This window comes from Microcoleus sp. T3_B1 (assembly GCF_036700445.1).
GTDB lineage: Bacteria > Cyanobacteriota > Cyanobacteriia > Cyanobacteriales > Microcoleaceae > Microcoleus.
In genome coordinates, this window is sequence record NZ_JAUBOX010000001.1 from 232661 (window position 1) to 253130 (window position 20470).

General features: G+C 46.8%; 16 protein-coding genes. 7 read left to right on the plus strand and 9 right to left on the minus strand.

Features of this window, described 5'->3' with window-relative positions:
• Positions 1 to 101: 101 nt before the first annotated feature.
• The 4 genes from QT990_RS00975 to QT990_RS00990 form a co-directional block, all read right to left on the minus strand.
• Positions 102 to 698 carry a Uma2 family endonuclease gene (locus QT990_RS00975; protein ID WP_333411598.1) on the minus strand — a complete coding sequence of 199 codons (597 nt, stop codon included), beginning with the start codon at positions 696 to 698 and terminating at the stop codon, positions 102 to 104.
• Positions 699 to 1117: 419 nt separating this feature from the next.
• Positions 1118 to 1534, minus strand: coding sequence for a VOC family protein (locus tag QT990_RS00980; RefSeq protein ID WP_333411597.1), 417 nt, complete (start codon positions 1532 to 1534; stop codon positions 1118 to 1120).
• A 168-nt stretch (positions 1535 to 1702) separates the two neighbouring features.
• The gene (locus QT990_RS00985; RefSeq protein WP_333305877.1) at positions 1703 to 2353 is read right to left on the minus strand and encodes an MAE_28990/MAE_18760 family HEPN-like nuclease; all 651 of its coding nucleotides are present in this window, start codon (positions 2351 to 2353) and stop codon (positions 1703 to 1705) included.
• Positions 2350 to 3459, minus strand: a complete 1110-nt coding sequence (locus tag QT990_RS00990) for a DUF262 domain-containing protein (RefSeq protein ID WP_333411596.1) — start codon at positions 3457 to 3459, stop codon at positions 2350 to 2352. The genes QT990_RS00985 and QT990_RS00990 overlap by 4 nt, the downstream gene beginning before the upstream one ends.
• Before the next feature lie 350 nt (positions 3460 to 3809).
• Here QT990_RS00990 and cax point away from each other — a divergent pair, with 350 nt between their 5' ends.
• On the plus strand, positions 3810 to 4931 hold the full coding sequence (gene cax, locus QT990_RS00995; protein ID WP_333411595.1) for a calcium/proton exchanger: 1122 nt from the start codon (positions 3810 to 3812) through the stop codon (positions 4929 to 4931).
• 1158 nt (positions 4932 to 6089) lie between these two features.
• A complete protein-coding gene (locus tag QT990_RS01000; RefSeq protein ID WP_333411594.1) occupies positions 6090 to 8159 on the plus strand; it encodes a serine/threonine-protein kinase in 2070 nt (689 codons plus the stop codon).
• A gap of 112 nt (positions 8160 to 8271) precedes the next feature.
• Here QT990_RS01000 and QT990_RS01005 read toward each other — a convergent pair whose 3' ends face one another.
• From QT990_RS01005 to QT990_RS01015, 3 genes are all read right to left on the minus strand, one after another.
• On the minus strand, positions 8272 to 8823 hold the full coding sequence (locus QT990_RS01005; RefSeq protein WP_333464807.1) for a GUN4 domain-containing protein: 552 nt from the start codon (positions 8821 to 8823) through the stop codon (positions 8272 to 8274).
• Positions 8824 to 8867: 44 nt separating this feature from the next.
• The gene (locus QT990_RS01010) at positions 8868 to 10553 is read right to left on the minus strand and encodes a calcium-binding protein (RefSeq protein WP_333464808.1); all 1686 of its coding nucleotides are present in this window, start codon (positions 10551 to 10553) and stop codon (positions 8868 to 8870) included.
• A 227-nt stretch (positions 10554 to 10780) separates the two neighbouring features.
• Positions 10781 to 11419 (minus strand): transaldolase family protein, encoded by a 639-nt coding sequence (locus QT990_RS01015; RefSeq protein WP_333464809.1) that lies wholly within the window; start codon positions 11417 to 11419, stop codon positions 10781 to 10783.
• Positions 11420 to 11698: 279 nt separating this feature from the next.
• Between QT990_RS01015 and QT990_RS01020 the strand changes: the two genes are divergently transcribed.
• Positions 11699 to 11926 (plus strand): hypothetical protein, encoded by a 228-nt coding sequence (locus tag QT990_RS01020; RefSeq protein ID WP_333104712.1) that lies wholly within the window; start codon positions 11699 to 11701, stop codon positions 11924 to 11926.
• 179 nt (positions 11927 to 12105) lie between these two features.
• On the opposite strand, the gene QT990_RS01025 is transcribed toward QT990_RS01020, so the two are convergent.
• Entirely contained in the window at positions 12106 to 12771 is a 666-nt protein-coding gene (locus tag QT990_RS01025; protein WP_333464810.1) for an ElyC/SanA/YdcF family protein, read from the minus strand.
• Between the two features lie 96 nt (positions 12772 to 12867).
• Between QT990_RS01025 and QT990_RS01030 the strand changes: the two genes are divergently transcribed.
• The 3 genes from QT990_RS01030 to QT990_RS01040 all read left to right on the plus strand — a co-directional run bounded on the left by QT990_RS01030 (position 12868) and on the right by QT990_RS01040 (position 15805).
• On the plus strand, positions 12868 to 13539 hold the full coding sequence (locus QT990_RS01030; protein ID WP_333464811.1) for an aminotransferase class IV: 672 nt from the start codon (positions 12868 to 12870) through the stop codon (positions 13537 to 13539).
• Between the two features lie 120 nt (positions 13540 to 13659).
• Positions 13660 to 15111, plus strand: a complete 1452-nt coding sequence (locus tag QT990_RS01035) for an anthranilate synthase component I (RefSeq protein WP_333411591.1) — start codon at positions 13660 to 13662, stop codon at positions 15109 to 15111.
• Between the two features lie 133 nt (positions 15112 to 15244).
• Positions 15245 to 15805, plus strand: a complete 561-nt coding sequence (locus QT990_RS01040; protein WP_333138179.1) for a hypothetical protein — start codon at positions 15245 to 15247, stop codon at positions 15803 to 15805.
• A gap of 144 nt (positions 15806 to 15949) precedes the next feature.
• Here QT990_RS01040 and QT990_RS01045 read toward each other — a convergent pair whose 3' ends face one another.
• Positions 15950 to 17110, minus strand: coding sequence for a quinone-dependent dihydroorotate dehydrogenase (locus QT990_RS01045; protein ID WP_333138176.1), 1161 nt, complete (start codon positions 17108 to 17110; stop codon positions 15950 to 15952).
• A gap of 230 nt (positions 17111 to 17340) precedes the next feature.
• On the opposite strand from QT990_RS01045, the gene QT990_RS01050 reads away from it, so the two are divergent.
• Positions 17341 to 20262: a GAF domain-containing protein gene (locus QT990_RS01050; protein WP_333138174.1), complete on the plus strand. Its 2922-nt coding sequence runs from the start codon at positions 17341 to 17343 to the stop codon at positions 20260 to 20262.
• The last annotated feature ends 208 nt before the right edge of the window (positions 20263 to 20470 follow it).

The following is a 20470-nucleotide window of genomic DNA, read 5'->3' on the forward strand; positions in this document are numbered from 1 at the left end:
AAGGGTGCGCGACGATCTATTAGACATCTCCCATAATTATCGTGGAACAGGCATCCTGCCTGTTCAAAACCTGCTTTTTTGGAGAAGTCTCTTAATCCCAGCTATTTTTGGAGTGCCTGTTGAAAAGTCTTAACTGCATCAACATGATTCACCATATTGATGCAGCGCAACAACAAATCCAAATCGATCCCTTTCACCTCCTCACTACTGGAAACCTTTTCATAATGAAGTGTATTCCCCTCTCCCCGCAGGTGATAAACCTCTAACAATCCATCTTCCCAAAACCACACTTCAGGAATTTTCAGCCGCTTGTATGCCTCCAGCTTGTCGAGCCCGCCACTGGAAAACACGATTTCGAGCGCCAAATCGGGTAGCCTACGACCGGGAGCAAGTTTATAAGATTTATCGGCCTCTCGCTTGACTTTACCCGTTTCACTTTCCAGAGTCATTGAGCCAGTTGGAGTAAAGTCAAACCCCGCCATCAGCAGGTAAAGCTCCAACAATGCACCAATTCTTTCTTTAACGGTTTCGTGGGGTTCTCCAGGCATTAGTTTAATCTCCAAAACTCCATCCAGGAAAGAAAGTCGATATCCTGGACGGTCTAACAATTGCTCAACTGCTTTGAACTCTCTCCAAGTGAGTCCCTCAAACAGAAGGGGTGATTCTTTTCTGGGTGGTGCGATGATTGCTGCAGTCATCAAAATTGCTGGGTTAGAAACCCCGTCCTTCCAGGACGGCTTTACATTAAATCAAAACCCCTTTCGGAGCCCAGGGGTATGGTTGCCCCTCCATTGGAGATATGGTTGTCTCCATCCCATTTTTGGGTAACGTTAGCTTGTCGGTCAAAGTTTAGTGAGCTTGTTAGGCCCAAAGCACTGTAAAGCGTGACCTTAGAACTGTTTAACCTTGAGCGATAGAGCGGAAAACTAGCTACGCATTCTCCGGTATCGTGACTCAAAAAACATAGTCCGCTTGCGGACGCAAGGCTGGTCAGAACGGCTTGTTAGATTTCTCTTCCAAGCCTCATGCCTTTAGGCTGAGGTTCCTGACTTGATTCTCCAGTCTATTTCCCGATGAGAAACGATCGGGTTTGGAGGGCGATTTGTTTATTATAACTTTAAGTAGCTTTCTCCACTGTAAATCCGATTTCTTGCCCGTAGGATAGTTCCAGCGTGTGACCGTCCGGGTCTCGCAAAAAAGCCCAGTAGCCGATCGGATATCCAGCATCTTTTGGTTCCTCAAGCAGTACGCCTTCTTGACGTGCTTTGTCACAGAGTTCGTCCATATATTCGCGGCTTTTGCAACCTACTCCGAGGTGTGCAAAGGGAGACAGAACGGGATGTACGGAGTCTGTTTGAATTAGCACAATTACAAAAGGGCGAGTGCAGTCAGAAAGCCAGACCACAGCAACACCTGCTTTGGCATCAATGCGGCGGTGGACGACCTGCATTCCAGCATAGTTGGAGTAGAATTCAATACTGCGATCGACATCAGAAACGGGCAGTGCGATGTGTGTGAGACCGATATCACTCATATGTTATGTTGCTCCAGTCATATTAGGCTTAGCATCAATAATTGCCACTTCCAATATCATAATTTTAATGAGATGAGCGCCACTTTGCAGCTTTCAGATCGATTTCTTTTTTGAAAAAATCTAGTTTTCTTGATATGGCTGATAATTATTGGCTCCTGTTGTCATTATCTAAGGTGAATCCCGCCTAAATTTTTCCTGAATAGCAGCATTTTCTATCTCGGTACGAAATATATCGAGCATTCCTATAATTTCTCTGTGTAGCTCTAGATATTCCTCCCTATCAAACACCAAATAATTACCGTGGGCAATTTCGTTCCTTGTCTTTAAAAGCTTGGTATCAATTAATACCGATTTAGTAGAATATATTGAAAAGTCAATTCCGAGAATATAAGTTATTTCTTTTAAAATCTCAGAAGATAAATTCGATGCAGTAGATATTACATCTTTAGGTAGGATACATCTCTGATTTAATTCGGAAAGAAAGAACTCACAAACAGGTATATACAATGATGGCTTATGTGTCTCTTTTGCCTCTTTAAGTTTGTCTTTCATGGCCAAAGCTAAAAAATTACTAGAAAGCTCCTGATACGTAAGCTTTTTTGAGATAACATATTCTAGATAAGAGTTGGCTGCTAGCTTGACAAAACCTTCCCAATGGGAATAGAGAATACATACTCCACTCCGAACTAATACTTTATGTCTTTGGTCAGAAACATTTTTCGCTTCTATCAAAGATTTCATTTCTGACAGTTCCTTCTTTCGCCAAGCAAGATCCGTTGCCAATCTATCGCTTAATTGTTCCGCTGTTCGGATGCTCATGAAGGGGAAAAGACCTTTCTACCAAGCGGAATAAGATACGGTAAGCGTCTTGCTGCATTCAGTCCAGCTCCCGACCACTTTTTATAAGTTTGATTTGACCAAATACTTTTTATACGATTAGGTAATTGGTCTGTTGGAATTGGATTTTGATAGTTGTATCCAATTCCGAGTGCTACCACCTCATATGCCGATAAGAGAAAGCCTCCCAGGAATTTATCATTCTCCGATTTATATCGCTTGAAGCTATCGTCTCCCATAGCTTCATTAAGCATATTGAATGTCACATCAAACGCTCTCTCTATGTGGCTGCTATCCAAATCTTTTTTAATGGCCATTTCACGCATTCTAGCCGTTAGGAACTCGCTAACATCACCGCCCAGCGTTTGAATACTTGCATAATCTCGATCGAAGAAAAGAATAAAACGCAATACTAATTCCATATCATACTGTTCTTCATAAAGTCTATCGCTCAAAGCAATGCAGCTTTTAAATGACTCCCGATCGGCAAGTGAACGCATTAAATTATATAAATTTTTATTCAACATTAAAAGAAGGCAATTTCTTACTTCTTGCGGTGTCGCAATCGCTCCTCCTGTATTCAGTCGCTGAAATAGCTCATATTTAATCATTTCATCACTTTCTTTTTCAACAATATTGACGGAGATTTTGGCTCGTTTAATCAATAAACGCTGTGCCTGAGTTAAAGAGTTCTCTTTATCGTCAGGAGCGTCCCATTTTTTACCTTTTAAAGAAGGCAAATAAGTAGTTTCTTGTAAGGCAACAAAAGATGTATCTTGCTCTTGATTGTCTCGTTTCAAAATACCGACAAATTCATATATGGTTGACAGTCTCTGCAAACCATCGATCACATCCCAAATCCCATCATCTCTTTGACTGACAAAAATTGGTGGAATCGGTATACCTAAAAGAATTGATTCTATAAAAGTGGATTTTTGATAATCCGACCAACGAAAAAACCTTTGAAAATCTGGGTGAATATCGATTTCCTTCTTCTCATAAAGACTGATCCACTCGCCAATAGACATTGAGTAGCTATCTGTCCGAATTTCTTGCCTTGTTTTGTCAATCTCTTCTTGTAGAGGCATGGCTGAAGCAGTCCTAAGTATTATGTATAGCTATACTTGCAGAATGGCAATATTTAAAGATTATATCACTGAACGAATATCTGAAAAAACGATCGCCCAGAAATAGTCAACTTTGCTCTCAAGACAATGCGGAACCTGATGCGATCGAGCGGGTAGAATACAAAAATCCATTGAACCGATCGGCTAAACAAATCCCTCTCTTAGTTTGTCACATCCGTGGAAGCGGCAATGCAGCGATCGCCCCATCCTCCACCCCCAGCTTTAAGCCAACACCCAAATCCCAAGCCCTTACCCTTTTTTTCATTTGGTCACAGGCTATGATTGACGGTTGGCAGCTTTTGAGAATCTAAATGCTAAACACAAATACAATAATTTCCAGTCTGCTGTTATTTATCCCGGTTTCCATCGCCGGACACTTTCTCGGCTGGGAACCCTCCACAATCTTCGTCACCTCGGCTTTAGCCATCATCCCCCTAGCCGCGTGGATGGGGACGGCCACCGAAGAAATCGCCGTCGTCCTCGGTGCCAATTTGGGGGGTTTGCTGAACGCTACCTTTGGAAATGCCACGGAACTGATTATCGGCATCGTCGCCCTCAACGCCGGACTAATAGATGTTGTCAAGGCCAGCATCACCGGTTCAATTATGAGCAACCTGTTGCTGGTGATGGGATTGGCGATGCTGCTGGGTGGCTTGCGCTACAAAGAACAAGATTTTCAGCCGACAGTCGCCCGGTTGAATGCTTCAGCGATGAACTTAGCCGTGATTGCCATTTTGGTGCCGACGGCAGTTAATGCCACCTCTATTGGCATCCCTCCGGCAACTATGCAGAACCTCTCTAGCGCTGTTGCTGTAGTGCTGATTGTCGTCTACGTGCTGACGCTGCTGTTTTCTATGAAAACCCACAGTTATCTGTACGATGCAGGGGTGGCAGAAATAGAAATGCTGGAAGATTTAGCCGAAAATAACTTAGCACCAGACAGTCCTGACCACAAAGTCAATCTGCCGCTGTGGATTGGGGTACTGTTGGCCTGTACCCTGATGGTAGCTGTCGAGTCGGAACTGTTGGTGGGTACTCTCGAAGAAGCGACGGCGCGTTTGGGGCTGACATCACTGTTTACCGGGGTGATTTTAGTGCCGATTATTGGCAATGCGGCCGAACATACGACGGCGGTGACGGTGGCGATGAAAAATAAAATGGATTTGTCGGTTTCTGTGGCCGTGGGTTCGAGTTTGCAAATTGCTTTGTTTGTTGCCCCGGTGTTGGTTTTGGCAGGTTTTGTCTTGGGCAAACCGATGGACTTGAATTTCAACCCGTTTGAACTTGTAGCGGTTGCGGTGTCGGTGCTGATCGCCAATTCTATCAGTTCTGACGGCAATTCTAACTGGCTCGAAGGTACTTTGCTGTTGGCAGCTTATACGGTTTTGGCGCTGGCGTTCTACTTCCATCCGGTAATTGAGGGACTTGTTTAAAACGCTTTCTTATCGGGAAGCAAGAGGGAAGAGGGAAGAGGGAAGAAGGCAGATTTTTTCACTCCCTCACTCCCCCACTCTCCCACTCTCCCACTCTCCCACTCTCGCACTCTCCCCCTCGCCCACTCTCACTTATTTCTTCGAGAATGGTGGTTGCGATCGTACAATTGAAATGTGGCTGCTCTCTTGTTATTAGTTCTGGTGTGTTTGTACATTATGTGCTCTCATCAGGGATTTGTGACCTCGATCGGCTGTGACAAACAACAAAACCTTTGGCCTCAACCCGATCGTGAGATCGCAGTGTCCCCGGTTATAAAAAACACGGGATGCTGAAGTCAAGCGAGACTCAAACCTCCCTTGACTTCAGAGACGCTGCAAGATTTCAATCAAGGGTGCTCATGAGTCTTTTACTAGGTGTGCTACGATCGTCATAAGTAGTTGAAAACTGAGTTGGACTTGCATAGCCAAAAAGTTCACCAAAGTTAGTCATACTTAACTTGACTGATTAACATTCTGGGCGGTATGATTAAATCAATGCCGAAAAAAAGGCTTAATTATCTGGGAGAGTAAACCGAGCGTGCAAGTCAAAAATGACCAGCCTGTCACAAGGTAGAACGGGATCCCGCGTTTCGTTAAATTGGTTGAAAATAGTGGATGACTCATGGCTACAAGCTTCAACTAAAATTAATTCATTAGGGCGTTGCTCCGCCCGAATTAACGCCTGTGGACAAGAAAGAGCCGACTCCCTTGGGTGAAGCAGGAAACAGACCCTTCAGGAGTAATTCTGATTGAATGGTGAGGCTTAAATAAGTTTAGCCAAGTTCTGTGTAGCAGTAAACCACGGTCGATTTAAAACTGACCAGCCTATAAAAAGGTCGAACGGGATACCACGATTCGTTAAATTGGTTGAAAATAATGGTTAAAGAAGGGCTAAAAGCTTCCACAATAATAAATAGTTGTACAGACTTCAAAAATAGGGTGCTGCTCCACCCGAATTTACGCCTGTGGACAAGTAAGAGCCGACTCTCTTGGCAGAAGCAGGAATCAGACCCTCTAGAAAATACTTCTAGTTGAATGGTGAAGCTTAGATAAGTTTAGCCAAGTTTTGTAGAGCAGTGTCCAAGTAAAACTTGATAGAGCAACCTCAATCAGGGTTATGTGGCTTCTGTGAGTTATTGCCTCAATCCCAAATGCCCGAATCCCTCCGATCCAGCCAACTCTGGCAAATCCGTGTGTATCCACTGCGGGTCTCAACTTTTGTTGGAAGGTCGATATCGGCTAGTCACGCCTCTCGGAAACGGTGGCTTTGGCAGAACATTTGAAGTGGACGACAACGGCGCCCGAAAAGTGCTAAAAGTCCTGCTCAAAGACCATCCCAAAGCTGTAGAACTTTTTAAGCAAGAAGCCGACGTATTGGTCAGGCTGAGACATCCAGGTATTCCAAAAGTCGATCGCGACGGTTATTTTACATTTACGCCAGCTCACAGCACAGAGTCTTTTCACTGTCTGGTGATGGAGAAAATTGCTGGGGCCAATTTGCAAGACTGGCTGAAACATCGGGGCCGCCCGATCAGTCAAGAACAAGCTCTGAATTGGCTCAAACAACTGTCGGAAATTTTAGACCAAGTTCACCGACTCAACTATTTTCATCGGGATATCAAGCCGCACAATATTATGTGCAAGCCCAACGGGCAGTTAGTGCTGATAGACTTCGGGACTGCTAGGGAAGTGTCGGGGACTTATTTCGCTAAGGTGGGCCAGGGACAAAATGTGACTGGTATTGTTTCTCCAGGCTACACGCCGCCGGAACAAACTAATGGCAAGGCTGTTCCGCAGTCAGATTTTTTTGCTCTGGGGCGCACTTTTGTTTATTTGCTGACTGGAAAGCCACCGACTGCGTTTCCAGAAAATCCCCGCACGGGCAGATTGATGTGGCGCAAAGGAGCTCCTCAAGTTTCCGACCCCGTGGCTAATGTGATCGATTACCTGATGGCGCCTTTTCCGGGCAATCGACCTCAAAGTCCCCAGATGGTTTTGCAGTGCTTGGAGGAAATTAATCTCGACGGCGGGGAAACTCAGTTGCCCACTCAGTTGCCGACGACGGGGCAAACTAAAATTCGCGCAACTGCCGGGGAGACTGGGGCGAAGAAGCAGAGTTCCAAGAACCGCCTCAGACCTCTGAATTCGGGATTGAACAAGACCGAGAAAGATGTTTTTGATTGGAAAAAGAAGTTGCTGGCGGGCACGGCTGTTTTGATGGTGAGTATTGGCGCCTCTCAAATTTACGGTTCGCTGCGTTACGGGGTGTTTCCAGCAAACCCGGTGTGGCTGCTTTCGACTTTACCTACCACTCAGTTTTTGCAAAGAAGTTTGGATAATGTCGGGAGTGTGAATGCGATCGCCCTGTCCCCGGACGGTCAAACTTTGGTGAGCGCAAGCTTTGGGACCATTAGAATTTGGAATGTGAGGACGGGAGGCCTGGTGCGGACTCTCAATTCGGTGCATTCTAAAAAATCGGTCAACACGCTGGCGGTGAGCCCGAACAGCTCGATTTTGGCCAGCGGCGGCGGCGACAATAATGTGATTCTCTGGGATTTGAAGACGGGGCGACGGATGCGGACGATTCCCGCTCACAAAGCCGCCGTCAAGGCGATCGCTTTTAGCAGGGACGGTCAAACTCTCGCTAGCGGCAGCGATGACAAAACTATTCGCTTGTGGAACGTCAGAACCGGCAGCAGGTTGCGGACTTTGAGCGGCCACGCCGGAGGAGTAAACGCGATCGCTGTGAGCCGGGACGGTAAAACTCTCGCTAGCGGGAGCGAGGACAAGACTGTGCGTTTGTGGAATCTCGGCACCGGAGAAGTCAGAAGAATTATCACAGGTCACCGGGGCCCGGTTACTGCTGTGGCTTTTAGCCCGAACGGGAAAATTGTGGCTAGTGCTAGCACCGACAATACGATCCGTTTGTCGAACGTGCAAGACGGGAAGGGCACCCGCACTTTAAAAGGGCATTCGAGCTCGGTGAGGACGATCGCCTTTAGCGCGGACAACCGCACTTTGATCAGCGGGGGCGGAGATATTATAGTTTGGGATTTGAAGACAGGAAAAGAAAGAAGCAGTATTTCTGGTCACAGTCAGTTTGTGAGTTCTGTGGCTATTTCCAGAGATAGCAAGACTTTTGTGAGTGGCAGTCCCGATCGCACTATTAAGATTTGGCGAATGCCATAGTCCTACTATTTTAGATTTTAGATTTTAGATTTTAGATTGAAGAGTCGAGGCGAGCGAGAAATCCCATCCCGACTCCGACGTGGAAGTCTGGGCATTGCCCGCCCTACAACTGTTACTTGCCGCAATTGGCAAAAGTAGAAAACAGGTTAAATTCTGTAACCCTCCACGCTTGCCATGTCTGCGCGCCCGCAAAAAGACTGTACCTAGTTATGCTTTTATCGCTGTCCACATAACTTTGCCAGCTTAATGAAGCAACAGTTGGATACTGGGCTGGAAACTCCCCTGGTATAGGACTTACTTGCGAGCTCATGTTCCATCCTACTTGCTTGCTAAAATCTTGAATTTGACCTTCGCAAGTGCGACAGTTAGAACCGCCGACTTTCTGCCAAATCTCTAACTGTGGAGTCAATCCATATTTGCCGTTGCTCGATTGCATCCACAGCCGATCGATCGCGCGGAGGTTCGGACAAGACAGATTGGCGGGGTTGTTGCGGATCAGAGAAACTGTTTCTTGATCTGCTTCGTACCATTTTTTGGCTTCTAATAAGGATTGAAGTTTGCTAAATTCGCTGTTGCTTTCTTGTGAATTAGCGGTAAATGCGGGTTGCAAAACTGCAATAAATGTGACTACTAATGCGAGGGATAGTTTGCCAAGTTTAATCATGTTCCCTGAGTAAAAGTGATTTAACAAAGGACAGTTTACCATCTCTAGACCGAGACGAAATCTTCAGAGCCAATAAAATTGGGAGCAACGCCTGTCAAAGCAGCTAAAACTTCACCGCTGCTGGCTACTCTAATTAATGTGCTGTTAGTTCCAGCGGAAATTGATAGCTGTCCGAAGGTCAAGCCATTCATTAATTGCAAGGTATCTTGAGAGTTAGTGAAATCAGAGATTGTATCAACTCCTAACCCCGCACCTAAAACAAATACATCGTTGCCCGCGCCGCCGACTAGAATATCGTTGCCCAAACCGCCTTTGAGATTGTCAGAACCTTTGCCGCCGCTGAGGGTATCGTTGCCCAAACCGCCATTTAAGATATCCGAAGCCCGCAAACCGGTCAGCACGTCATCACCTTCCAAACCGTTGATGATATCGTTGCCACTGGTGCCAGTCTGGTTGTCGTTGCCTGGGGTGCCGTTGATGAGGTTTGGAGTGCTGCTGGTGTCAACAACAAAAATGTCGTCTGTATTGTTAGTATCCCCCAGCACGAGGTTGGAGGATTTTGAATCAAAAGCTACAAACCGCCCGTCGGCTGAGATAGCGGGGCTATCGGAGGAACTGTTCCCCGGATTGCCTGCTGAGTCTACTGACACGCGGGTGGTGGTATTGGTGAGCGTGTCCCGCACGAAGATGTCTCTCCCCACCATGTCTGTCTCAGGGTTGGTATCCCCCGGCACGAGGTTGGAGGCATCAGAAGAAAATGCTACGAACCGCCCGTCGGCTGAGATGGAGGCGTTGTAGGAGCGAAAGTTCGCCTGATTGCCTGCTGAATCTACAGAGACGCGGGTGGTGGTATTGGTGAGCGTGTCCCGCACGAAGATGTCTCCGCTACTGTTAGTATCCCCCGGCACGGGGATAGAGGCACCATAAGTAAACGCCACAAACCGCCCGTCGGCTGAGATGGAGGGGCTGTAGGAGTCAGTGTTCCCCTGATTGCCTGCTGAGTCAAAAGAGACGCGGGTGGTGGTATTGGTGAGCGTGTCCCGCACGAAGATATCTCGCCTAATGTTAGTATCCCCCGGCACAAGGTTGGAGGCATTAGAATCAAACGCCACAAACCGCCCGTCGGCTGAGATGGAGGGCGCGTTGAATAAGCTACTACCGTTCTGCTGATTGCCTGCTGAATCTACTGACACGCGGGTGGTGGTATTGGTGAGCGTGTCCCGCACGAAGATGTCGTTTCTATTGTTAGTATCCCCCGGCACGAGGTTGGAGGCATTAGAAAGAAATGCCACAAACCGCCCGTCGGCTGAGATGGAGGCGCCGTCGGAGCCCATGTTCGCCTGATTACCTGCTGAGTCCACAGAGACGCGGGTGGTGGTATTGGTGAGCCTGTCCCGCACGAAGACGTCGTAGCTACTGTTAGTATCCCCCGGCACTATGTTGGAAGCATTAGAAAGAAACGCCACAAACCTCCCGTCGGCTGAGATGGAGGGGCGGCCGGAGTTACTGTCCGCCTGATTGCCTGCTGAGTCTACAGAGACGCGGGTGGTGGTATTGGTGAGCGTGTCCCGCACGAAGATGTCGAAGGTATTGTTAGTATCCCCCGGCACTATGTTGGAGGCATCAGAAGTAAAAAACACAAACCGCCCGTCGGCTGAGATGGAGGGTTGATAGGAGTCCCTGTTCCCCTGATTGCCTGCTGAGTCTACAGAGACGCGAGTAATGGTCATAAGCCCTGACATTTAAGAGTACAAGTTTGGAGATGCCGTGCGGTTGATTGAGATTATTCAATAAGCAGCTCTCAAAGTCAATTCATAAAAGTCATAACTTTGAGTTCATAAAAGCCATATTTATCAACAAATGTTACCAACAGTAGACAAAATAGCCAAACTCATATGCAGTCAGCGAGCGAATGATACTTGCTCAAGAATTAATCAAGTTTTCTGTGTTGCAAAATCTAATAACTAATTCCCCGCCCGTTTTTGGCAAATTCATCAACAGTTTGCTGCGAAAGTTCGTGAACTGCGATCGCCTGCAACACGTCAAAAGGCAATGTCAAATGATGGGCGCCAGCTAACAAAGTCTTTACCGCTTCTTCCGGCGATTTAATGCTAGCTGCCAAAATCTCCGTATTAGTTCTCTGCAACACATTTGCCATATCCCGCACTAAGGCAAAACCGTCTCCTAACAATCTGGTGGCGCGATTGACGTAGGCGATCGCATATTTGGCCCCCGCTTGTGCTGAAACAACTGCTTGTGATGCGCTGTAAATAGCTGTCACCGCGCAAGGAATTTCCGGTGACAAATGCGCTACTGCTTGAAAACCAGCCGCCGTTGCTGGAACTTTCAAAACTGTTTGCTGTCCAATTAATTCAAAAGCCGCTTTTCCTTCTGCTACCATGCCATCAAAATCAGATGCAGTTAGCTGATAATACACTTCCCCCGGAATAAGTTTCGCCAGTTGTGTGAGCGTCACATCGGGAGATAAATCGCTTTTTCCCAGGAGGGTTGGATTAGTAGTAATTCCCGAAAGCCAGCCGAACTGGCTCGCCCATGCGGCTTCTGCTACAATTGCAGTATCGAGATAAATTCCCATCAGCTCTACACCTTTATTTTCTTAGTTTATTCTGAGTTTTCCGAGGCTTAGTTTCAATTTGATGTCACTGAGCGTCACATTGATTGTTAGGTATTAACTGTAGCAGATTTGTGAAAACATCGCTAGTAAGTAAAAATAACAATTAAGTGATGGGTATCACGTCACTTGCTGATTACGATCGCCATGTAAGAAAACTTCGATCGCCAAATGCCGGAAACAAACAATTTATATTTGTAGTATGGGTTATGTATGCAGTAACTCAAGGAGGTGACTCATAAAATGAGAGAAAAAGAAAATCATCAGTCACAAGTCAGTCTTGAAGAATCTTGTGACAAAGCGGAGTTTGAAGAACCAGCAGCAGCCCCTCAAGACTTGCCAGAAAATGATAATTCTCAAACCGAGTCTCAAGCATTTGAAAATCACGGTGAAGATGGTTTGAAGGCTCTAGCACGCTTAATGATGGTGAGTCTAACTTGGTCGCTGGCAGGACTTTCCAAACGCGAGTAAGTTATGGAACACTACCGCAACGGGGAAGCTATGATTTGTGAGTTTTGTTGTAAGTTTTGTTTAACTCAAAACTTACAACTCCCGGACTTACATGATGTCCGGTTAGTTGTAAGAAAATCCGTTTTTAGTGAAGACTTTCGTCCTTAAAGCAAGGACTAAAGTTTTCAACAGACCACTTATCACTTTTCTTGAATTCCTTCAAACGGCCCCAAAAAAGTCGGTTCTGGACGGGTAACACGCACTTCCCAAAGCGCTTTGATGACTGCCAAAAATTCGCGGAAACTGTAGCGAATCATGCCCTTTTGGCGAAATTTGCCCCAATCCGGCGTTCCTAAGCCGATCGCCTCTACGCCCAACCGGCGGCAGGTATAAACAGCGCGGGCTAAGTGAAAGTTTTGGGTAACTAAAACAGCCTTCGTTATGCCAAAAATCTCTTTCGCCCGGTAGCAACTTTCATAGGTACTAAATCCGGCATAATCGAGAACGATATTATTAATCGGTACGCCCTGGGCTTCGGCGTAGTCCTGCATTGCTTGGACTTCGTTGTAATCGACCGTGCTATTGTCTCCTGTCATCAAAAGTTTGTCCACTCGGCCCGCTTTGTACAAATCGACGGCTGCTTGCACTCGATCGGCTAACATGGGGCTTGGAGTGCCGTCTTCCCAAAGTCCGGCACCAAAAACTATAGCAATGGGTTCTGCCGGCACGTTAGCTATATCGCTGTGGCGGTAGTTGCGGGTAACAAATCGGACGTAGTAGTTGAGGGCTAGAGGTGCGAGCGCTGAGGTTAATATTAACAGCCCGATGACAAGGCGCCATTGAAATCTAAAGGATTTAGGCAACATAAATTCAAGTTAACTTCCTATATAATTACACAAACAGACCGCTTCGCGGGTCTAATAATTGTCTTGTTCCCGAATTTACATTATATTGACACAAATATGATTCAACACCAGCCCAACTTTGAATTGCTGGAATCACTTTTATGGCAAGCCAAAAACGGCTATTTTTTGCTAGACAGACATCTTCAAAGATTAGAGCGATCGGCTGATTATTTTAATTTTCCCCTATCGCTAACAGAAACAAGCAAAGCTTTACAAGCATTAAGTATGAATTGCGGGTCAGTCAAACAAAAAATACGGTTAACAATATCTTCTGAGGGAAACATAACATTACAAGCTCAGACACTAGATAGCGGTATCTTAAAAATCGGTGCATCTGTGGGAATTGCCCGCCAACCGATCGACTCTCAAAACCCATTTCTTTACCACAAGACAACTTACCGAGTACCTTATACAATGGCTTTGGAGTCGCAGCCCGAATATCAGGATGTCTTTCTGTGGAATCAAGATGGAGTTATCACCGAATCCACGATCGCCAATATCGCGATCGATACACCCGCAGGTCTAATCACACCTCCCCTCAAGTGCGGTTTACTACCGGGGACGTTTCGTTCTCAACTTTTAGAGGAGGGAAAAATCAGAGAAGAGTTAATTACCTTAGATGATTTGCGTAGTACCGAAACTCTATTCCTCATTAACTCCGTTAGGGGTTGGATACGCCTCAAAAAAGAAGTAAACCGAGATGTTTGGAAAGTGGTAAGTAATGGCTGAGATAACGCTGGCAATCGGTTTTAGTAGGGTGCGAACTGTGCACCTTACTAAAAAAACCGATAGTGTCAAAATTGACTCGTTGCGTAAGTCCTGAAAGTGTTAACCATAGTGCAATTTATTATGAAACCAATACAACCTTGGCATTGGCGAAAGCTTCCCCTAAATCAGCGCAGCGGATCGGAGATTTTTCAAACTTTATTTCTAGGTCAAACCGCCGACAGTGCCAGCTCAAGATCGGATTGTTTCCCCCGCGATATGGCCGTTCTGCTAGAAAGTCCAGTTACATCTTCTACTAACTTGGCACGATATTCTATTTGTGCAGGTTCTCCCCGGATAATTGACGGTCAATCTCAGCTATGGACACCGCCAGTCGGTGAAATTTTACCTTTTTTGCGCGCTCTTTTGGACTCTCAAAAGCAAAATTTAGCAGTCAATGTACCGCCGGAAATTCCTTTTACGGGGGGTTGGTTGGGATGGCTAGGTTATGATTTAGCATGGGAAATCGAACACCTGCCCCAACTCAATACCGATCCGCTTCCTTTCCCGGTTAGCTGTTGGTACGAACCAGAATCTTTTGCGGTTTTAGACCATCAAACGCAAATTCTCTGGTTGGCTGCGAGTCAACCTTCTCACCTCGATGTTATGCAGCATCAATTAGAGCAAACCAAGCCCGAAATAATCGAGAATAATTTACCGGAAAATTCTCAACAAAATTCGGCTACTCCTATTTTCCAATTATCTCAAAGTGAGTATAAAGAAATAGTGCGAAAAGCTCAGAAGTATATTCATGCGGGCGATATTTTTCAGGCTAATTTATCTTTGCGGTTTGAAGCCCGTACAGATTGCAGTAGTTGGTCAATTTACCGCGCTTTGCAACAGATCAATCCTTCGCCTTTTGCAAGTTATTGGCAAACTCCGTGGGGGGCGATAGTTAGTTGTTCGCCAGAAAGACTCGTTCAATTATTAGGAAAAAAAGTGGATACTAGACCGATCGCGGGAACGAGACCGCGAGGTTTAACCTCCATTCAAGATGAGCAATTAGCACAGGAATTAATAGAGAATATCAAAGAAAGAGCCGAACATATTATGTTAGTTGACTTAGAGCGCAACGATATCGGGAGGGTGTGTGAATGGGGTTCGGTAAAAGTTAACGAATTTCTGACGATTGAACGCTATAGTCACGTGATGCACCTCGTCAGTAATGTTATCGGTACATTAAGACGAGATTGCGACGCGATCGACTTAATTCGAGGGGTATTTCCGGGCGGTACGATTACAGGTTGTCCGAAAGTGCGCTGTCTGGAAATCATCGAAGAATTGGAACCCGTGAAGCGCAATTTGTTTTACGGTTCCTGCGGTTATTTGGACTGGCGCGGCAACCTGGATTTAAATATTTTGATTCGCACCCTTTTATATGCACCAAAAAGTGACGGTACAACCGGGGGAGTTGTTTGGGGACAAGTGGGTGCGGGGATTGTTGCTGATAGCGATCCAGAAAGGGAATGGCAGGAGTCACTGCATAAAGCTCAAGCTCAAGTTAATGCTTTGAAATTAGCGAAAATATTTGATTAGATGCGTGTTAGATAAATCGACGTGTTAAGATTGTTGAAGATTTAGATCGCCGATTTACTTTTGATGTAATACTGAGTGAAATAAATCGAAAAAAAAAGATTTCTTGTAGTATTAGTGTTAGGAAACTGTTGGTATGGTGTTGCCTGATAGTTTTTTTAGCGATCGCACAGTGAGTCAGATTCTGGGTGAACTCATGGATATTAGACGAGACTGCCAAAGCTGGTTAGCTGTTGGAGAAGCTCACTATCACGATCGCAAAGGAAAAGCAGAAGCAATTAACAAAGCCCCTGAATGGCTGATTCCTGTGTATCATCCTCAACGAGGTACAATCAACTGCTATAAAGACTGTCTAAACATCAGCAAGTTGTATGAAGCTGGCTGGACATATATAGACGGTAAATTGATAGTTGCAGTTTATTCAACCGTTGACCTTTGTCGAGGCTATCCGGTAGATATTTCCTTACTTGAAAACTACTTGCCTCCCCTGCAAAAATACGGTGTTCCTATGATGATTTTTCCCTTCAAGCGAGAGATAATTCTCCAGCAAAAAATTATCTATGAAACGGAATCTGCCTACGGAACGAAAAGCCAGCTTGTTGATGTCGCTCAAGTTCAAGATATGATACCTAGGGCGTGGTACGATCGAGATTATAAAGTTTTGATCAAATACAGCGATCGGCTAGTGCCTTTATAAGGAAATTTCAAGAGTTAATCAGATACTAAAGGTGGCGGCGATTATTTCCGGGAGTGGATGGCTGCTCAATGCACTGATCGAAGGGTGCAACAAGGGTAATATTGATCGGGCATCCTGCCCAAGACTTGCTTTTCACTCCTATGTCTATTGATTTTCCGAACCTACTGCCTCAGAAATCGAACTAAATCCGCGTTCTTCCAACTTTTGCAACAAACCTTGGAGAATCCGACGCACCATCCAAGGCCCTTCGTAAACCCAACCGGTGTAAACTTGAATTAAACTCGCACCGGCGGCTATTTTTTCCCAAGCATCTTCGGCGGTGAAAATGCCACCAACTCCAATTATGGGCAATTCGCCTTTTGTATATTGCCAGATAAATCGGATTACTTCTGTCGATCGCTCCCGCACAGGAAGCCCGCTAATTCCCCCGGCTTCTTCGGCGATTGGTTTGCCTGTTTCTCGCAATATTTGTGTTTTCAATCCATCGCGGCGGATGGTGGTATTTGTGGCGATAATTCCTGCTAGTTGGTAGGTTTTTGCTAAGTCGAGGATTGATACGAGATCCTCGGACTCCAAATCCGGCGCAATCTTGACTAAAATTGGCTTGATTCCCTGATTTTCTTGTTGCAAAATTTCCAAAATTGTGCTAAGCCCAGCAGCATCTTGGAGCGATCGCAACCCCGGCGTATTTGGAGAGGAAACGTTGACTACAAAATAGTCGCCCCAATCTTTTAGCAGCTTAAAACTCTCAAAATAGTCGGCTGCTGCTTGCTCTAACGGTGTTACCTTAGATTTACCGAGATTGATGCCCAAGGGGAACCGAGACTGAGGCATGGGGCGCTGGGCATCGAATTTTGACTGTTTCTGTGCTGCCTGAAACCGGGCTGCCATTGCCGCGGCTCCTTGATTGTTAAATCCCATGCGGTTGAGGGCTGCACTGTCCTCCGTCAAGCGAAACAAGCGAGGTTGGGGGTTTCCCGGCTGTGGTTGACAAGTGACAGTGCCGAGTTCGGCAAAGCCAAAGCCAAAATTTGCCCAAATGTCAGCAGCTACGCCGTTTTTATCAAATCCCGCAGCTAAGCCGACAGGATTGTTAAAGCTCAGTCCCCACAAAGATTGTTCGAGGCGAGAATCTTGGACTCCCAAAGATTTCTGCAATCGAGAGAGCATTTGGCTGGTGGCGGGGTTTGACTGGGTTCTGGCTGCGAGTTCGAGAAGTTGGAGAGTGCGGTTGTGCACCCACTCGGCATCGGTTTTCAATACGGAAAACAACAGTGGGCGTACACTTGATTGATAAATATCCAATGATTTGTACTGGGGCAATTTACAAATTAGAAAGGAGAAGGCAAATAACAATATTCACGAGCAGACAGTGAAGGGGAAGTTTTTACTTCAACTTCGATCGACTTTATCCAATGTTTGAGATTGAAGGATAAGTTAGACGATTATATTATATGTTGACTCTTTTGCATTTTAATTTGTTGAATATTTAAGCTAGTAATTTTAAATTAGACAAGGTGCGGGGAAGCTTGGAAATGGGGCAGCAGCAAAGACCAAAGGATTTAGACGAACAAATCGCGACCCTAGAGCGCGTTCTCCTGACTCTCCGAGAAGAGGAGAATGTGGAAGTGCTACTTTCGACCACACTCGGTTACTTGCAAGCGGAATTTGACTGGCGGTTGATTTGGATCGGGTTGTACGATCGACAAGCCCACAGATTGTTCGGGAAAGGCGGCATAACTCCTAACGGCGACCTGTCTTTTCTCAAACAGCGGTTTGCTCTCAGTCCGGGGGATTTGCTCGAACAAGTGGTGATTCAGCTCCGCCCGGTGGGAGTTCCGGATTTGCGATCGGAAAACCGAGCCGGAGAATGGCGCAAAGCAGCTCAAACTTTCAATATTCAAGGCACGACTCTGTTTCCGCTGCGCTACAAAGACCGCTGCTACGGCGTGATTTTGCTCGGAACTGAGGTATGGGGAGCGTCGCCAAAGTCGGGGGAAAAAACGCAGTTGGCGATCGTATTTGGAGCGCTGGCAACTGCTCTTTACCAAATAGAAAAAGACTGGCAGCGACAACAAGTTAAACACCCAGACGAGTCTCTTTTTGCGCTGATTTCACAGTTGGGGGAATTGCGATCGCTCGACCAATACTTGCAAGCGGTGGTCGAACAAACTCATGAATTTATCGAGCCGACACGCACTAATGTTTACTGGTTCGAGCGAGAGCGACGCTATTTTTGGCGCCGAGTCAGCAACCGCGAAGTTACTCCGGGTTTGGGCGGGCCGGGCCGACCGGCTTCGGGCATCACCGTCCAAGACTTGGGCGAATTTTATCAGGCTTTGGGCCGGGAAGAAATGGTTTGGATCGGTGAATCTCAAAGTTCTCTGAAAACTGAGCTGACGGGGCGGTTGATGCAGCAAATCCGCGCTCGCTCTCTGTTGGCTGCGCCGATTGTTTCAGAAGGGGAATTGTTGGGATTTTTGGCAGTCGAAGCCAGCGAACCCCGGATTTGGCAAGACAATGAAAAGCATTACCTGCGGGGAGTGGCGCAGTTAGTGGCTCTGACGGCTCCTATGTCGGAGATGGAGGAGAAAATTCAACAAACTGAGATCGATCGAGATTTAACTGCCGGAATAGCTCACGCCATCTACAGCGATGCTGACTGGGAGGCGACTTTGAAAAATACCGCCGCACAGTTGTGCGATCGGCTCAAATGCGAATACTTTTTGCTGCTGCTGTACGGCGAAGAACAAAATCGCTTTGAAATTGTCTGCCAACATTTGCCCCGCAATCGCAGGCCAGTGCCGTCGCCACTCAACGCCCTAGATGTGGCTGACTTGGGGCTGTTGCAAGAAAGTGCACCTCTAGCTATTGAAAATTGGGAGGAAGACGGGCGGTTGGGCGCTTGGCGGGAAGTGTTGGGGGAAGCTGGGGTGCGATCGCTTTTGGCATCGAACACTAGGGCGAAAAAGGCAGAGGGAGAAAACCCCAATCTAAAATCGAAAATCGCCAATCGCAAATCGATCGAGGGTTTGCTGGTTGTCGGGCACAGTGCAACTCGCACTTGGAGGCGATCTGAGCAAGAATTAGTTCGGCTAGTGGGCGAACAACTCGGATTGATCCTGCACTCGTGGCAGCAGAGTTCGGCAATCGACAAATATCAGCAATTTGAGCGATCGCTCAAATCGGGTTTGGCGGTTTTGCACCATTCTCCTGATGAGCAATCTGAGCAAGAGATATCTGCTGCTTCACCGACGATGTTCCCAGAGTTGCCGTTACAAAAGCTCGATCGTAACTTTGCTCAACACGTTTCCCAGACAATTGCCTGTCCTTTAGTAGCCGTAATTACTTGGAATCCCGGTGATGAGGAAGGTTCCATCGTGGCGACGGTAGCTGCTAATCCCGTATTTGCCCTCAATCCCGAGGCGGTGATTCCTGTCCAAACAGATGCTTTGATCCAACAAACCCTGGCTGCTAACTGCGTGGTGCAACAGAGCACGAGCCAACTGCCACTGGCGACAAAGCGGTGGCTACGCAGTCCGGGAATTGGCGAGATTATGACGGTGGCGCTGCGGACGGCCCCAGAACACGCTCCGGTGGGCGTTGTGGTGGCTGCAGACGCTCCGGGCCGCCAATGGTCGGAGTTGTCGGTGAGTTTACTCAGCTCGATGGCGTCTCAGTTGGCTTGGTGGCGCAGGTATTTGGCGGTGCAATCAGCCGCCGAGTCGCAGCGATTGGATCTGGAGTTGCTCAACTGGTACAAACAGCGCCGTTTTGAGGAGTTTTACCGCACGGTGGGAGCGGGGGTGAAGGAGTTGGGGGAGTTGAGTCAGTCGATTTTGCAGTCGGCGAAGGAACAAAAGGATGCTCTGAAAATGTTGCGATACCAACAGGTTTTGCGGCAAATGGGCAATGCTTTGGGGTCAACTCATTTGCTGCTGAAACAGGAACATTGGCGGCTGCACTTCGCACAAGATGCGGTGGCTGTGAGCGCTTGGCTGAGGCGATCGCTCGATCGAACGGCCCCCCTGGTCAAACAGTCGCAAGTCTTGCTGGAAGTGCACAGAGAAGCTGCTGTGTCGATGCCGGCAGGCCAGACTTTGAGCGTTCGCGGGGACTGTATCAAGCTGGATTTGATACTGTGCGAATTGCTGGCGACGGCTTGCAGGCGCTCTGCTGTTGGCGCCAAGATTGAGATTCGCTCTCAGTTGTTGGGGGAAGATTTGTTAGAATTGTCTGTGATCGATAGCGGCGCGTGCGATCGACACTTAATTGCTGCCTTCAACGGCGGTTCCGAACCCGATATATTAGCGGTTTCTAGTTCCCATAGGTCGATCGTGCAAAATCTCTTAATTTGTCAGCGAGCAGTAGACTTAATGGGGGGAAACTTTTCTATAGAAATGTTAGAAAACAATTTAATTGTCGCTAGTTTAGTGCTGCCCCTAGCCAATTCTTAATCTTGTAAAATTTTGTAAAAGTTCCAAGCTGCGATCGAGGATTGTAGGGGCGGGTTTCACCAACAATAATTGCCTAAAACCCATAATTTCATAAACCCGCCCCCACCCAAGGCTAAACCGCCATCTACCTCGCTGCGATCGAGGATTGTAGGGGCGGGTTTCACCAACAATAATTGCCTAAAACCCATAATTTCATAAACCCGCCCCC

Bases quoted from the DNA above. Each gene is read 5' to 3' on its own strand.
- QT990_RS00975 (WP_333411598.1), bottom strand. From the start codon at position 698: ATGACTGCAGCAATCATCGCACCACCCAGAAAAGAATCACCCCTTCTG.
- QT990_RS00980 (WP_333411597.1), bottom strand. From the start codon at position 1,534: ATGAGTGATATCGGTCTCACACACATCGCACTGCCCGTTTCTGATGTC.
- QT990_RS00985 (WP_333305877.1), bottom strand. From the start codon at position 2,353: ATGAGCATCCGAACAGCGGAACAATTAAGCGATAGATTGGCAACGGAT.
- QT990_RS00990 (WP_333411596.1), bottom strand. From the start codon at position 3,459: ATGCCTCTACAAGAAGAGATTGACAAAACAAGGCAAGAAATTCGGACA.
- cax (WP_333411595.1), top strand. From the start codon at position 3,810: ATGCTAAACACAAATACAATAATTTCCAGTCTGCTGTTATTTATCCCG.
- QT990_RS01005 (WP_333464807.1), bottom strand. From the start codon at position 8,823: ATGATTAAACTTGGCAAACTATCCCTCGCATTAGTAGTCACATTTATT.
- QT990_RS01010 (WP_333464808.1), bottom strand. From the start codon at position 10,553: ATGACCATTACTCGCGTCTCTGTAGACTCAGCAGGCAATCAGGGGAAC.
- QT990_RS01015 (WP_333464809.1), bottom strand. From the start codon at position 11,419: ATGGGAATTTATCTCGATACTGCAATTGTAGCAGAAGCCGCATGGGCG.
- QT990_RS01020 (WP_333104712.1), top strand. From the start codon at position 11,699: ATGAGAGAAAAAGAAAATCATCAGTCACAAGTCAGTCTTGAAGAATCT.
- QT990_RS01025 (WP_333464810.1), bottom strand. From the start codon at position 12,771: ATGTTGCCTAAATCCTTTAGATTTCAATGGCGCCTTGTCATCGGGCTG.
- QT990_RS01030 (WP_333464811.1), top strand. From the start codon at position 12,868: ATGATTCAACACCAGCCCAACTTTGAATTGCTGGAATCACTTTTATGG.
- QT990_RS01035 (WP_333411591.1), top strand. From the start codon at position 13,660: ATGAAACCAATACAACCTTGGCATTGGCGAAAGCTTCCCCTAAATCAG.
- QT990_RS01040 (WP_333138179.1), top strand. From the start codon at position 15,245: ATGGTGTTGCCTGATAGTTTTTTTAGCGATCGCACAGTGAGTCAGATT.
- QT990_RS01050 (WP_333138174.1), top strand. From the start codon at position 17,341: ATGGGGCAGCAGCAAAGACCAAAGGATTTAGACGAACAAATCGCGACC.